This window comes from Pedobacter caeni (assembly GCF_900129215.1).
GTDB lineage: Bacteria > Bacteroidota > Bacteroidia > Sphingobacteriales > Sphingobacteriaceae > Pedobacter > Pedobacter caeni.
In genome coordinates, this window is record NZ_FQUQ01000004.1 from 68,289 (window position 1) to 81,457 (window position 13,169).

Sequence of the window (13,169 nt, forward strand, 5' to 3'; positions counted from 1 at the left end):
TATCAGGATATTTTATCATAAAAAAAGCGGGTCCCAATGGAACCCGCTTTTTTGACATCACGATATCTTGGTATCTTGATATCTCTTAAGATAAAGCTTTCACTTCGTGTTCTTTAGCAGCCAGGTAACGCTCTGCATCCAATGCAGCCATACATCCTGATCCTGCAGCTGTTACTGCCTGACGGTAATAATGGTCCTGAACATCACCAGCAGCAAAAACGCCTTCTACATTGGTTTTTGTAGAACCCGGGATGGTTTGCAGGTAACCAGTATCATCCATATCCAACCATCCTTTAAAGATGTCTGTATTTGGTTTATGACCAATCGCTACGAAGAAACCTTCCACAGGAATTTCTGATTCCACATTAGTCTGGTTGTTCAGTACTTTCACTGCGGTTACATTTTTACCGTTACCCATGATTTCCAGCGTTTCGGTATGGTATATCACTTCGATATTCGGCGTATTCAATACACGGTGAACCATTGCTTTTGAAGCTCTGAATTCATCTCTTCTCACCAACATATATACTTTTCTGCAAAGTTTAGCCAGGTAAGTTGCTTCTTCAGCAGCGGTATCACCTGCACCAACAATAGCAACATCCTGTCCTTTAAAGAAGAAGCCATCACATACTGCACATGCAGAAACACCAAAACCATTATATTTTTGCTCAGAAGGCAGACCTAACCATTTTGCAGTAGCACCCGTAGAAATGATCACAGTATCTGCAGTAACGGTTTTAATCTCATCTACCACTACTTTATGAGGCATAGATGAAAAGTCTACAGAACTCACATAACCAAAGCGGATATCCGTTCCAAAGCGCTCAGCCTGCTTACGGAAGTCTTCCATCATTTCCGGTCCCATAACCCCACCCGGATAACCAGGAAAATTATCAACATCGGTGGTTTGTGTCAATTGTCCACCTGGCTCCATACCGGTATACATTACGGGTTTCAGGTCTGCACGGGCCGCATAAATTGCTGCAGTATATCCTGCCGGGCCTGAGCCTATAATTAAACATTGAACGTGTTCTATTTCTTCTGACATATTATTTATTCTTTCTATTATGATACAAAATTACACTTTTATCCTGCTTTGAACAAGAGACAAAATGCAACATAGCCGCATTATGATTAACGGATTATAAATCAGGGCTTTTATCTTTCAATCCACAGATCAGGTTTGGATGATCCCTACGTTGAACGCCTTTTTAATTGGCGACTGGTTAGCGGCCTCTATCCCCATAGAAATCACTTTACGCGTCTCTTTGGGGTCAATGATGCCATCTACCCATAACCTCGAAGCTGCATAATATGGGGTAGTCTGACTATTGTACCGATCGGTAATTTCCTTTAACAATTCTGCTTCTTTTTCCGGAGTGATCGTTTCCCCTTTGGATTTGAGGGAAGACTCCTGAATTTGTAACAATACTTTTGCAGCCTGAGCACCACCCATTACTGCAATCTTTGCACTTGGCCAGGCATAGATGAGCCTTGGATCATAGGCTTTACCGCACATGGCATAATTTCCCGCGCCATAAGAATTCCCCATAACGATGGTAAACTTAGGTACAACTGAATTGGCCACCGCATTGACCATTTTGGCACCATCTTTAATGATCCCGCCCTGTTCAGATCTGCTGCCCACCATAAAGCCCGTAACATCCTGTAAAAACACCAGTGGGATTTTCTTCTGGTTACAGTTCATAATGAAGCGGGCGGCTTTATCTGCACTATCCGAGTAGATCACGCCACCGAACTGCATTTCCCCTTTTTTCGACTTCACTACTTTTCGTTGGTTGGCCACAATACCAACCGCCCAGCCATCTACTCTTCCCAATCCGCAGATGATGCTTTGGCCATATAGTTTTTTATATTCTTCAAATTCTGAATTGTCCACCAGACGGTGAATGATGTCCAGCATATCATAAGGCTTCTCCCTGTTTTCAGGTAAGATGCCATAAATTTCTTCGGGATCCAGCTTCGGTAAAGCAGGTTTAATCCTGTCAAAGCCTGCCGATTCCGGAGCACCCAACATGCTCATGATATTACGGATGCTGTCCAGACAAGCCTCATCATTCGGATGTTTGTAGTCAGTTACCCCGGAGATCTCACAATGTGTGGTCGCCCCGCCAAGGGTTTCGTTATCTATATCTTCACCGATGGCAGATTTCACCAGGTAAGAACCGGCAAGAAATACCGAACCGGTACCATCTACAATCATGGCTTCATCGCTCATAATCGGAAGATAGGCCCCACCCGCCACACAAGAACCCATAATTGCGGAGATCTGTACAATTCCGTCTGCAGACATCATCGCATTGTTTCTGAACATCCGGCCAAAGTGTTCCTTATCAGGAAAGATCTCATCCTGCATCGGTAAATAAACCCCGGCACTATCTACCAGATAAATTACCGGCAGACGGTTTTCCATGGCAATTTCCTGTGCCCTCAGGTTCTTTTTGGCCGTCATAGGAAACCAGGCGCCCGCTTTAACCGTCGCATCGTTTGCAACGATCATACACTGACGGCCCGAGACATAGCCAATTCCACAAACTACACCTGCAGAAGGGCAACCTCCCTGCTCGGCATACATGCCTTCAGCAGCCAAAGCACCCACTTCCAGAAATTCACTTTCTTTGTCAATCAGATAGGCAATACGCTCCCGCGCCAATAACTTTCCTTTTTCCTTTTGCTTTGCAGCACTCTTCTCTCCCCCACCCTGGTATATCTTCTTAAGTCTTGTCTTTAATTCGTAAACGGATTGTTTGTTCAAGTCTTCGTTTTTGTTGAACTCTATATTCATTTGGGCAAGTTAAATCTATTTTCCAATGAAACAAAAGTCCGTTTCGGGCTTTGGTACAAAGCTTTCATTTGTTTTGTATTTCGTTATAAATTTGTTGCAAATATTTATCTTGGGTGACAAAAAAAGACGGCCATGCCCAAGGATCAGTTCATCCCCACTTATAAGGATTTCAATCATTCCTTAAAACACCTGCACCTGAAACCGGTATCCCCTGACCGGCCATTTTATATTTTTTCCTGGCAGTATACCGAGAACCGCAAGATCAGCTATCCCTTGTCCAGACAGGATTATTACGACATTACTTTTTTTCTGGAAGCCGATTTTTCTCATCAGATGAATGCATCGGTAAATCCCATCCGCAACCATACCCTGCACCTGCTGACCCCCGGACAAGCCGAGCATTTTGAAACTAAGACTGTTTGCAGGCCCTCCGGATTTGCCATTTATTTTAAGCCGGAGTTCATCTTTGCTACTGCCCAGCGCAGGCTGGTACTTTCAGAATTGCCATTTTTAAAAGCCAGCAGAAACAATATTTTTTACCTCACTCCGGAAGAATCGGCAAACATCCAGGTACTTTTCAGCAAAATGATAGAAGAACAGGATCAGGGCCCCGGAGCAGGAGATATCATCCGGCATTATATTTTCATTTTGCTGTATAAGCTCAAGCACATTACCCCAAAACAGCTTGTTCCGGCCATCCCGGAGGAAAGCCTGAGCCTTGCCGACCGTTTTGAGGAACTGATAGAAAAGAATTTCCTTCAGATCAGTGCCATAGATCAATATGCAGCATTGCTACATGTAAGCCCTAACCATCTTTCGGAAACCATTAAAAAGAAAACCGGAAAAAGTCCCAAGCAATTTCTTCAGGAGGCCATTCTGCTGGAAGCAAAACTGTTGCTAAAACAAGATAACCTGAGCATTTCTGAGATTGCATTTCAACTCAACTTTCATGATGCGCCACATTTCAGCAGGTTTTTCAGGAAACATCAGCAACAATCTCCTCTGGAGTTCCGAAAACAATATAAATCGAAGACCAAACCATAAAAAAATACAAGTAAAGCGGAGTATCGTACAAGAAAGCAGGAGAGATAAGGCTTAGTTTTGTCGCTCTTAAGGAAAAATCATGCCTACTCAAAATCAATCCATCAAAGGAACCTTACTTGCCGTTACCGCAGCTATATTATGGGGTGTTTCGGGAACCTGCGCCCAATACCTGTTTCAACACCGTGGAATTAATCCCGAATGGCTGGTGACGATGAGATTGCTGATTTCCGGAATGCTCTTACTCAGCTTCGCAGCAACAAAGAAAAACAATAATATCCTGGCCATTTTCAAAGAGCGCAAAGATGCCATTCAGCTTATTCTTTTCAGTATACTGGGAATGCTTGCAGTTCAGTATACTTATTTCGCGGCGATCCTTCATTCCAATGCGGCAACAGCCACCATACTTCAATATCTTGGCCCTGTGATCATTGCCTGTTATCTTGCTTTTCAAAAAAGGAAATTCCCCGGTTTACAGGAAAGTTTCGCCATTTTACTTGCTGTTGCAGGGACCTTCTTTCTGGTCAGCCATGGAAGCATCAGCAGCCTTTCCATTTCCGGATGGGCTTTATTCTGGGGCATCAGTTCTGCAGTTGCCCTTGCTTACTACAGCTTGCAACCCATCAGACTGCTTCACAAATGGGATGCAGCAATCGTCATTGGCTGGGGCATGTTCATCGGGGGAATTGCACTGAGCTTTGTACACCAACCCTGGGATATAGAAGGGACATGGGATTTCAATACTTATGGTCTTTTTGCCTTTATCATTCTCTTTGGAAGTTTGTTTGCTTTTTATGCTTACCTGGTCAGCGTAAAACTGGTTGGCGCAACGGTGGCCAGCTTGCTGGCTTGTACAGAGCCATTATCTGCCGCCTTCCTTGCCGTATTATGGCTGAATGTCAGATTTGGATACTACGATTGGCTGGGAACCCTGCTGATTTTAATCACCATTGTTCTGCTTAGCATAAATAAAAAAGAAAACAGCTAAAATGGGTCTTCAGGAGGAGATTCTACAACCGTAACTTCGGGAACATACAGCTCCCTGAATTCCTCCAGAAATTCTTTAAGGTCACTATAACACATCAATATCCTTAACCGCTCATCCCGGTCAACTTTAATGGATACCTGGAGTGCCCAGCCCCTGTAGACCGTATAGAGCATGTCAATAAGTTCATCACAAGAATGCTCTTGGAAAAAGGAATGAATCAGCAACCGGAGTCTTTCCTGTTTATTATCTTCGATATACATTTTATTGCTCCTTTCCTTTTAAGAGATTGAAATGGGACTTTTTTTTGTTTTAAATTCCGGGAAACACTTTTCGTATTTCGTCCTGATTACCCTTATATTTTGGTGTTTCCGGGCATCCTTTGTTTTCAGAACAGGTCTGTTCTGGAAGGAGAAAACATGCATTGGCTTTGCAGAAAAATCTAAAAACAACAATGCCACACCAAATAACAACATCTTTTTCATATTGAAATTCAATTAAATCATAAATAAAAACGGGGGGCTATGTTATCGAATCTATATATTTTAAGCCATAAGGTGGTAATCATATGCTGATTAATTTGACACCCGGATATTGACAAAAAAAGGGACCGATAATTGCATTATCAGGACAAATTCAGCCAATGAAAGACATCTACACCTCCGTTAAAAATTTCATTTCCTACAGGTTCAATCTACATGAAGACAGTGAAGAGCAGGCAGAAACGATAGAATCCATTAAGAAAAACGTAGAATTCAGGGGGGCAAACCTATGGACACTGATCTTTGCCATCTTTGTAGCCTGTATAGGACTAAACGTAAATTCTACTGCAGTTATCATTGGGGCAATGCTGATTTCTCCATTGATGGGACCAATTATGGGCATTGGTTTAGGGATAGGCACGAATGATTTTGAGCTCGTGAAGAAAGGCTTAAGAAACCTGACCATCGCCACCATCATCAGTATCATCGCTTCTTCTTTATATTTTACCATCACCCCACTTCATGAAGCACAGTCGGAATTACTGGCCAGAACCTCCCCTTCTTTATGGGATGTATTTATTGCCGCTTTGGGTGGGCTTGCTGGGATCGTAGCTGCCACAAGAAAAGAAAAAAGCAATGTCATTCCGGGGGTAGCAATCGCGACGGCCCTCATGCCTCCTTTATGTACTGCAGGTTTTGGAATCGCCACCGGAAACCTCTATTTTTTCCTCGGTGCCATTTACCTCTATTTTATCAATAGTGTTTTCATTTGTGTAGCGACATTTCTGATTGTGCGTTACCTGAAATTTCATAAAAAAGACTTCGGAGATAAAGCTTATGAGAAAAAGGTGAGCCGCTACATCCTGATGATTGTACTCCTAACCGCAGCACCCAGTGTATTCCTTGCCTACCGTATTGTAGACAAAAGTATTTTTGAAAACAATGCTGCCAAATTTGTACATCAGGAACTCAACTATAAAGATACGCAGGTGATCTCCAAAGTTTTCAAATACAATAGAAAAGGAAGTGAAATTGATTTATTGCTGCTTGGCAATGAACTTTCGCCTCCACAACTGGACTCTTTAAACAACAGGCTCAAAAGTTATCAGCTAAAGGGGACAAAACTGATCATCAGACAGGGCCTGAATGCTAAAAATGAAATCAACCTTTCCCAAATCAAGGCCAGTATTCTGGAAGATGTTTTCAAGAGTAATGCGGAGGCAAGCAAACCCAATACTGGTTTTGCGGCATTGGATCTTCCATTACCTGATCTTAAACCGGAACTAAAAGTTCTTTATCCTGATCTGAAAGCCTACAGCATCTCCAATACCATTTTTAACCGCACAGATACAAACCGTGCAGATACGATGACCATGGTGGTGGCTTCTTTTGCAAAACCAATTCCCGATGCCGATCAGAACAGGTTGAGGTTATGGCTAAAAAACAGGGTAAAAGCAGATTCCTTAAAGCTGATTATTCAATGAGAGTACCTCCTTTAAGATGAGCACCGCCTTCTCCATTGTTTCGGGTTTAAAGCCTGTAAATCCAAGGAAAAAGGCCCCCTCATGTCTGAACTCCACCGAAAGTTCATCAATTGCATACAGCATGACCCCACGTTCCCTCGCCATCTGAAGAATGGTTGCCGTATCCTGTTTTTTTAACAACCAGATGATGAGGTGCATCCCTGCATCTGCTACGGAAATACGGATCTGGCCACCAAGATGTTTCTGCAGCAAACCCACCAGATCTTCCTGAGCCTTTTTATAGATCAGCCTCATTCTGCGCAGGTGACGGGAAAAGTGTCCTTCTACCATAAATCTGGTCAGGATGGCCTGATCGATCACCGGACTCTGACGGTCGATCACTGCCTTTGCAATCGTAAATTCGTTTGCCATCGCCGCCGATGGCAAAACCATATATCCAATCCTCAATGCAGGAAAGAGCGTTTTATTAAAAGTCCCTACATAGATCACACGCCCAAAAGTATCCAAGCCTTTTAAAGCAGGAATCGGCCTTTTCACATAACGGAACTCGCTTTCATAATCATCTTCCATGATCCACATCTGGTGATCAGCAGCCCACTTCAATAATTTTATGCGTTCTATCAGGGGCATAGTTTCCCCCAAAGGATATTGATGTGAAGGACTTACATAAGCCAGTTTTGCCGTAGGAAAATTCCCCATTGCATATTCCAGATCCATTCCATTTTTAGTAATCGGAACCGGACAAATTTTAGCACCAAACCTCACTATGGCGGATTTAGCCCTCAGGTATCCGGGATCTTCCATCCAGCATAAATCGTTCTTTTTCAATAACAGTTCAGCTGCCAGGTGTAAAGCCTGACTGGAGCCGTTTACAATGATGATCTGATCGGCGCTGCAATGAATAGAGCGGTTGATGCGGAGATAGTCTGTTAGTGCTTCCCTCAAAGGAAGGTAGCCCTGGGCACTGTCGTAACCCAAATGAAGTTGATGAATATCTTTATACACCGATGCGGCCAGCCTTGCCCAGATCTGGAAAGGAAAATCAGTAAAAGAGGGAATAGAAGGCTGGAAAGGTAGGGTTGCTTCCTGGCCAATATAATCCAGTACGAATTTGGTATGCAAGGGGAAATCATTTCGATTGACCGCTTTCTGTCTGGCCGGTTCCTGCTGAACCACTTTTTCAGGAACATGTTTCAATTCATTCAGTTGCTCAGAAACATAGGTTCCGGCACCTGCTTCTGCAGTTAAAAAGCCTTCCAGCCGAAGTTGCTCAAAAGCCAGCAACACACTATTTCTGGAAACACTGAATTCAAGGGCCAGGCTTCTGGTAGAGGGCATGCGATCACCATGTTTCAGCATCCCCTCAAAAACCCCTCTTTTGATTTCGTCGTACAGCTGAATATATAAAGGAGTTTTAAGTGAACGGTCCAGCTGGATAAAAGTAAGCAGGATTTCAGGGGATAATTTACTCATAGATTGGTACCATAAATATTCGTCAAAGTGGCTCTTTTACAAGAGCCAATGTAACATTAGTTTTGTGATGTCACAAATAACATTGCATGAAGGAGAATAGAAAAACCCTGTTGATTACGCTTACCCTTGGTATTTTAACCGCAATAGGATCCATCTCTATCGACATCTACCTTCCTGCATTTGAAGTCATGTCGCTCTATTTTAAGGTACCACTTGTACGGATTGAAACTACCGTTACTTTCTTTCTTTTTGGAATGGCTTTCGGGCAGTTGTTTATCGGGCCACTGTCTGATATCTGGGGGAGAAAACTTCCATTACGAATAGGACTGATCATCTATATTCTCTGCAGCATCTGCTGCGTACTGACCAACTCCTTCACTCTTTTTCTGATTTTAAGATTTGTTCAGGGACTTGCAGGAAGCGCCTGTCAGGTCATTTCCCGGGCATTGGTCAACGACCTTTATGGCGACCGGAAGGCTGCGCATGTATTTACACTTTTACAAATCCTGATGGGGATCTCCCCTATTCTGGCTCCTATGGTTGGGGGGATGTTAGCGGAACCGGCAACCTGGAAATTCCTATTTCTGATCATGGCCCTGATTTCTGCCTTAGGACTGCTGGGCTGCTTAACGATCCTGCCCGCGGGAAGGCTGGCATTGGAAAGTAAAAAGCTGAACCTTTCAGGGATTAGAAATGCCTATATCCATTGCTTAAAAAGCCCTGCTTTTATAAATTATGCGCTCTTAAGAGCCATCAGTAATAGTGCTGCATTTGCCTTTGTAACAGGCTCTCCCTTTGTACTCATCCAGATTTATGGCCTGAGTAAAAAAGAGTTCGGCTTCGTTTTTTCCTTTTTAGCAATAGGTATTATCTGCACTGGCCTCCTCAATGCCAGGTTACTTTCCTATTATGGAGCTGCCCGGCTGACAAAGCTGGCGATACTTATTCAGGTCCTCAGTGGATTGATCATCATCCTCTTTTTATACCTCAATGGTTCGTTTATTGTCCTGCTGCTCCTGACCTTTGTTTTTATGTCCATGCTGGGCTTCATCCTTCCCAATGCTACCGCGCTATATCTCGTTGCCGTTTCAACATATAGTGGAGCAGGATCAGCACTTATAGGTTCCATGAGTTATTTATCTGCTTTCCTCATCACCTCCCTGCTGAGCCTCCTTCATAACCATACAGCCTACCCTATGTTTATCATGATGTGGGCATGCGTCGTCCTGGCCTTTTTATGTCTGAGATATAAAAAATCAGGTTAAGGCAGCAGGTCGATATACCAATAACCAGCAGGTTTTTCTGAGGTATCTACCGGAGAGGGAAAGGTTTTATACACCTTTTCTCCTAAGGTAAAGGGTACCGGAGTTTTAAATATGGGTCCGTCGAAAACGAAAGTGTGAAACTCCCCATTCTCTCCGCAGGGATCAATCCCCGGAGGAAGGTCGTTTATAAAGTGTTCATCGATCACCCTTCCACAAAACTCTTCCAGGCCCTCCTGTGTACAGACAATCACCGTTTTATAACCTAAGCTGATAAACTCGCGGATGATGGCTTTGGTGTCCTGTTTCCATATCGGAAAAACCGCTTTCAGACCGATCTCTTCCAGTTTAGTTTCCCTATAGTTTTTCAGGTCTTCCAGAAAAATATCCCCGAAAACAGAATGTGTAATTCCCTCTTTCTTTAGCCGGGTTAAATGACCATGCATGCTGTTTTCATAATCTTCCATCTTAGGCGATTCCGGCAAACGGATCTGATATAAGGGGATTCCAATACTTTCTGTCTGCTTAAGAAGCAGCTCTTCTCTGACTCCGTGCATGCTGACCCGGTTAAAAGCTTCATTTACGGTGGTCAGCAGGTAGCGGACTTCAAAACCATCGTCTGCCAGAATATGGTGCAGGGCAAGGCAGCTGTCTTTACCTCCACTCCAGTTAAAAAGGCTGATCTTTTTACTCATCATGGTACAATATTACAAGATCTTTTCTTAGTTCTGATCAGGGTGTAACACTATTTCGGCATGATTATCGTTCTTTTAAACGTATGAGGATGAAACTGGTCTTATTTTTTTTAGCTTTTCAGACGGCTGTTTACGCGCAAAACTTTAAATACCCAACGCTCCCTAATCAGGGGAAATCGCTAGCCACCATAGTTCCTGGGAACTGGAAAGTTTTGGATTCCATCTCCGGCGATCTGAATCATGATCAGCTGACAGACTTTGCCTTTATTATGGAATACCATAAGGAAATCCGGGAAAGCCGCGCTTATGGAGACAATACGACAGAGATCATCACGGAAATTCAAAAGCCAAGAATCCTGGCCGTCTATTTTAAGCGCGCCGATGGAGATGGGTATCAGATTGGTGTACAAAACAATAATTTCATTCTCCGCTCTGCAGAAGGTGGAACCATGGGAGATCCCTTACGCCCCTTAAAGATCGACTCCAATAAGCTGGTCCTCTCTTTTGAAGGAGGTGGCGACTGGCGCTGGAAGCTGAATTATGCGTTTAAATACCAGGATAAGAACTGGTTTCTGGAAAAGGCCAATAACCGCTATTACAATGAGACTTCCGGCGAAATGACCGATAAGAAGTATGATTTCATTCTTAAAAAACGATTGGTGACCACCGGAAAGACCCATAACAGGGATGCGGCCAACGAGACCGTTTCCCAGGATTTCCCCTTAAAGAACCTGCGTACTTTTCACAGCTTTAAGAAGCCCTGGACCTGGGAAATAGGTCCGGACGAGTTCTTATAAGCTAGCTCAGGTTTCTGTCTTTAAACCATTTGTCGTCTGGCAGGACATCGAATGTCATCATCTTTTCTACCAACACTTTTGGATCAGATTCATTGAATACCAGATCTCTGTTGCTTTGCTTCAGGAACTGGTGTTGTACCATCGCATCCATCTGGGCAAAAAGAGGATCATAAAAACCACTCACATTTAATACACCAATAGGTTTGGTATGCAAACCAAGTTGTAACCAGGTCAGTACTTCAAAAAATTCTTCCAAAGTCCCAAATCCTCCAGGCAGGATGATGAACCCATCTGCCAGGTCTGCCATTTTCTGTTTACGCTGGTGCATATTTTCGGTAATGATCATTTCGGTAAGTCCTTTATGCCCTACTTCTTTGTCCATCAGAAACTGAGGAATGACACCCGTTGCCAATCCATTACGTTTTAAGATTTCATCGGCAATCACACCCATCACACCTACGCTTCCACCACCATATACCAGACGGATCTGATGGTCTGTAAAGGTTTGTGCAAGATTTTCAATAGCAGCTAATAAAACCGGATCGCCATTAAAGTTGGCACCGCAATAAACACATATAGATTTCATAAAAAGTTAAAATAAGAAAGGGTTTCCATGGAAACCCTTTCGGTAATATTGATCTGAAATTAAATTATCTCGTACTCGAATAGTTTGGTGCTTCCTTAGTGATGGAGATGTCATGTGGATGACTTTCTCTCATACCGGCAGCTGTGATGCGTACAAACTTCGCTTTCTGCAAGTCTTCGATCGTTGCTGCACCGCAGTAGTGCATTCCTGCTCTCAGTCCACCTACGTACTGATAGATCACTTCTGCTAAAGTTCCTTTGTAAGGAACACGGCCTACAATTCCTTCCGGAACCAGTTTGGTCACTACATCTTCTTCATCCTGGAAGTAACGGTCTTTAGATCCTTGTTGCATGGCTTCTACAGATCCCATACCACGGTAAGATTTAAATTTACGTCCTTCATAGATGATGGTTTCACCTGGTGATTCCTCTACTCCTGCGAACAATGAACCTGCCATGATACAGCTTGCTCCTGCAGCGATTGCTTTAACGATATCACCTGTTTGTTTGATACCACCATCTGCGATTACAGGAATCCCTGTACCGATCAGTGCCTGAGCACATTCGAATACTGCATATAACTGAGGTACTCCTACTCCGGCGATGATTCTTGTGGTACAGATAGAACCTGGTCCGATACCTACTTTAACAGCATCAGCACCTGCTTCAGCCAATGCTCTTGCCGCATCAGCAGTAGCGATATTTCCTGCGATTACCTGTAGATCAGGAAACCTTACTTTAATGGCTTTCACCATATCGATCACTCCTTTGGAATGACCGTGTGCAGTATCTACAGTAACGACATCTACTCCTGCTGCAACTAATGCTGCAACGCGGTCGATATTGTCTGCTGCCACACCTACCGCAGCACCTACGCGTAATCTTCCACGCTCATCTTTACAGGCCTTAGGGTAGTTTTTATATTTTTGGATATCCTTGAACGTGATTAAACCGGCAAGATGACCTTCTTTATTGATGACAGGAAGTTTTTCAATTTTATAATCCTGCAGGATTTCTTCTGCCTGTAAAAGGGTGGTACCTTCAGGAGCAGTAATCAGATTTTCTCTGGTCATCACTTCTGAGACTTTACGTTGCATGTCTTTTTGGAAACGAAGATCCCTGTTGGTGATGATACCTACCAGTTTGTTGTCGGCATCAATAACAGGAATTCCACCTATTTTAAAATCCTTCATGATCTGGAATGCGTCTGCCACTTTAGCATCTGCATTTAAAGTAACCGGATCCTGGATCATTCCACTTTCTGAACGTTTTACTTTTCTGACTTCTTCTGCCTGGCGCTCAATGCTCATGTTCTTATGAAGCATTCCGATACCACCTGCCTGGGCGATGGCAATTGCCAGACCAGCTTCAGTTACAGTATCCATTGCTGCAGAAACTACAGGGACATTTAAACGTATTTTTTTGGTAAGAAAACTTCCGGTATCCACGTCGCGTGGCAGAACTTCAGAATAAGCAGGGACTAATAATACGTCGTCGTATGTTAAGCCTTCAGAGATAAATTTATTGGGATCGAGTTGCATAGCAAATAATTTAGGAGT

Annotated in this window: 12 protein-coding genes; 5 read left to right on the top strand and 7 right to left on the bottom strand. The window is 43.4% G+C overall.

What is annotated here, in order from left to right; all coding sequences use genetic code 11:
- Positions 1 to 85 precede the first annotated feature (85 nt).
- On the bottom strand, positions 86 to 1,048 hold the full coding sequence (gene trxB, locus BUC20_RS19670; protein WP_073232807.1) for a thioredoxin-disulfide reductase: 963 nt from the start codon (positions 1,046 to 1,048) through the stop codon (positions 86 to 88).
- A gap of 129 nt (positions 1,049 to 1,177) precedes the next feature.
- On the bottom strand, positions 1,178 to 2,806 hold the full coding sequence (locus tag BUC20_RS19675; RefSeq protein WP_073232808.1) for an acyl-CoA carboxylase subunit beta: 1,629 nt from the start codon (positions 2,804 to 2,806) through the stop codon (positions 1,178 to 1,180).
- A 132-nt stretch (positions 2,807 to 2,938) separates the two neighbouring features.
- Here BUC20_RS19675 and BUC20_RS19680 point away from each other — a divergent pair, with 132 nt between their 5' ends.
- Positions 2,939 to 3,850: a helix-turn-helix domain-containing protein gene (locus BUC20_RS19680; RefSeq protein WP_073232809.1), complete on the top strand. Its 912-nt coding sequence runs from the start codon at positions 2,939 to 2,941 to the stop codon at positions 3,848 to 3,850.
- A 79-nt stretch (positions 3,851 to 3,929) separates the two neighbouring features.
- On the top strand, positions 3,930 to 4,835 hold the full coding sequence (locus BUC20_RS19685; protein ID WP_073232810.1) for a DMT family transporter: 906 nt from the start codon (positions 3,930 to 3,932) through the stop codon (positions 4,833 to 4,835).
- Here the strand turns inward: BUC20_RS19685 and BUC20_RS19690 are convergent.
- The gene (locus tag BUC20_RS19690; protein WP_073232811.1) at positions 4,832 to 5,095 is read right to left on the bottom strand and encodes a hypothetical protein; all 264 of its coding nucleotides are present in this window, start codon (positions 5,093 to 5,095) and stop codon (positions 4,832 to 4,834) included. The two genes, BUC20_RS19685 and BUC20_RS19690, sit on opposite strands and share 4 nt — an antisense overlap.
- Before the next feature lie 380 nt (positions 5,096 to 5,475).
- On the opposite strand from BUC20_RS19690, the gene BUC20_RS19700 reads away from it, so the two are divergent.
- Positions 5,476 to 6,798: a TIGR00341 family protein gene (locus BUC20_RS19700; protein WP_073232813.1), complete on the top strand. Its 1,323-nt coding sequence runs from the start codon at positions 5,476 to 5,478 to the stop codon at positions 6,796 to 6,798.
- On the opposite strand, the gene pdxR is transcribed toward BUC20_RS19700, so the two are convergent.
- A complete protein-coding gene (gene pdxR, locus BUC20_RS19705; RefSeq protein WP_073232814.1) occupies positions 6,778 to 8,271 on the bottom strand; it encodes a MocR-like pyridoxine biosynthesis transcription factor PdxR in 1,494 nt (497 codons plus the stop codon). The two genes, BUC20_RS19700 and pdxR, sit on opposite strands and share 21 nt — an antisense overlap.
- 86 nt (positions 8,272 to 8,357) lie before the next feature.
- Between pdxR and BUC20_RS19710 the strand changes: the two genes are divergently transcribed.
- Positions 8,358 to 9,536: a multidrug effflux MFS transporter gene (locus BUC20_RS19710; RefSeq protein WP_073232815.1), complete on the top strand. Its 1,179-nt coding sequence runs from the start codon at positions 8,358 to 8,360 to the stop codon at positions 9,534 to 9,536.
- On the opposite strand, the gene BUC20_RS19715 is transcribed toward BUC20_RS19710, so the two are convergent.
- On the bottom strand, positions 9,533 to 10,231 hold the full coding sequence (locus BUC20_RS19715) for a Dph6-related ATP pyrophosphatase (RefSeq protein WP_200800979.1): 699 nt from the start codon (positions 10,229 to 10,231) through the stop codon (positions 9,533 to 9,535). The two genes, BUC20_RS19710 and BUC20_RS19715, sit on opposite strands and share 4 nt — an antisense overlap.
- A gap of 86 nt (positions 10,232 to 10,317) precedes the next feature.
- On the opposite strand from BUC20_RS19715, the gene BUC20_RS19720 reads away from it, so the two are divergent.
- Positions 10,318 to 11,025 carry a hypothetical protein gene (locus BUC20_RS19720; RefSeq protein ID WP_234994562.1) on the top strand — a complete coding sequence of 236 codons (708 nt, stop codon included), beginning with the start codon at positions 10,318 to 10,320 and terminating at the stop codon, positions 11,023 to 11,025.
- A gap of 1 nt (position 11,026) precedes the next feature.
- On the opposite strand, the gene BUC20_RS19725 is transcribed toward BUC20_RS19720, so the two are convergent.
- Both BUC20_RS19725 and guaB read right to left on the bottom strand, forming a co-directional pair.
- Positions 11,027 to 11,611 carry an LOG family protein gene (locus BUC20_RS19725; protein ID WP_073232817.1) on the bottom strand — a complete coding sequence of 195 codons (585 nt, stop codon included), beginning with the start codon at positions 11,609 to 11,611 and terminating at the stop codon, positions 11,027 to 11,029.
- A gap of 64 nt (positions 11,612 to 11,675) precedes the next feature.
- Positions 11,676 to 13,151 carry an IMP dehydrogenase gene (gene guaB / locus BUC20_RS19730; RefSeq protein ID WP_073232818.1) on the bottom strand — a complete coding sequence of 492 codons (1,476 nt, stop codon included), beginning with the start codon at positions 13,149 to 13,151 and terminating at the stop codon, positions 11,676 to 11,678.
- Between the last annotated feature and the right edge of the window lie 18 nt (positions 13,152 to 13,169).

Coding starts and splice junctions, on each gene's coding strand:
- trxB (WP_073232807.1), bottom strand. CDS start 1,048: ATGTCAGAAGAAATAGAACACGTTCAATGTTTAATTATAGGCTCAGGC.
- BUC20_RS19675 (WP_073232808.1), bottom strand. CDS start 2,806: ATGAATATAGAGTTCAACAAAAACGAAGACTTGAACAAACAATCCGTT.
- BUC20_RS19680 (WP_073232809.1), top strand. CDS start 2,939: ATGCCCAAGGATCAGTTCATCCCCACTTATAAGGATTTCAATCATTCC.
- BUC20_RS19685 (WP_073232810.1), top strand. CDS start 3,930: ATGCCTACTCAAAATCAATCCATCAAAGGAACCTTACTTGCCGTTACC.
- BUC20_RS19690 (WP_073232811.1), bottom strand. CDS start 5,095: ATGTATATCGAAGATAATAAACAGGAAAGACTCCGGTTGCTGATTCAT.
- BUC20_RS19700 (WP_073232813.1), top strand. CDS start 5,476: ATGAAAGACATCTACACCTCCGTTAAAAATTTCATTTCCTACAGGTTC.
- pdxR (WP_073232814.1), bottom strand. CDS start 8,271: ATGAGTAAATTATCCCCTGAAATCCTGCTTACTTTTATCCAGCTGGAC.
- BUC20_RS19710 (WP_073232815.1), top strand. CDS start 8,358: ATGAAGGAGAATAGAAAAACCCTGTTGATTACGCTTACCCTTGGTATT.
- BUC20_RS19715 (WP_200800979.1), bottom strand. CDS start 10,231: ATGATGAGTAAAAAGATCAGCCTTTTTAACTGGAGTGGAGGTAAAGAC.
- BUC20_RS19720 (WP_234994562.1), top strand. CDS start 10,318: ATGAAACTGGTCTTATTTTTTTTAGCTTTTCAGACGGCTGTTTACGCG.
- BUC20_RS19725 (WP_073232817.1), bottom strand. CDS start 11,611: ATGAAATCTATATGTGTTTATTGCGGTGCCAACTTTAATGGCGATCCG.
- guaB (WP_073232818.1), bottom strand. CDS start 13,151: ATGCAACTCGATCCCAATAAATTTATCTCTGAAGGCTTAACATACGAC.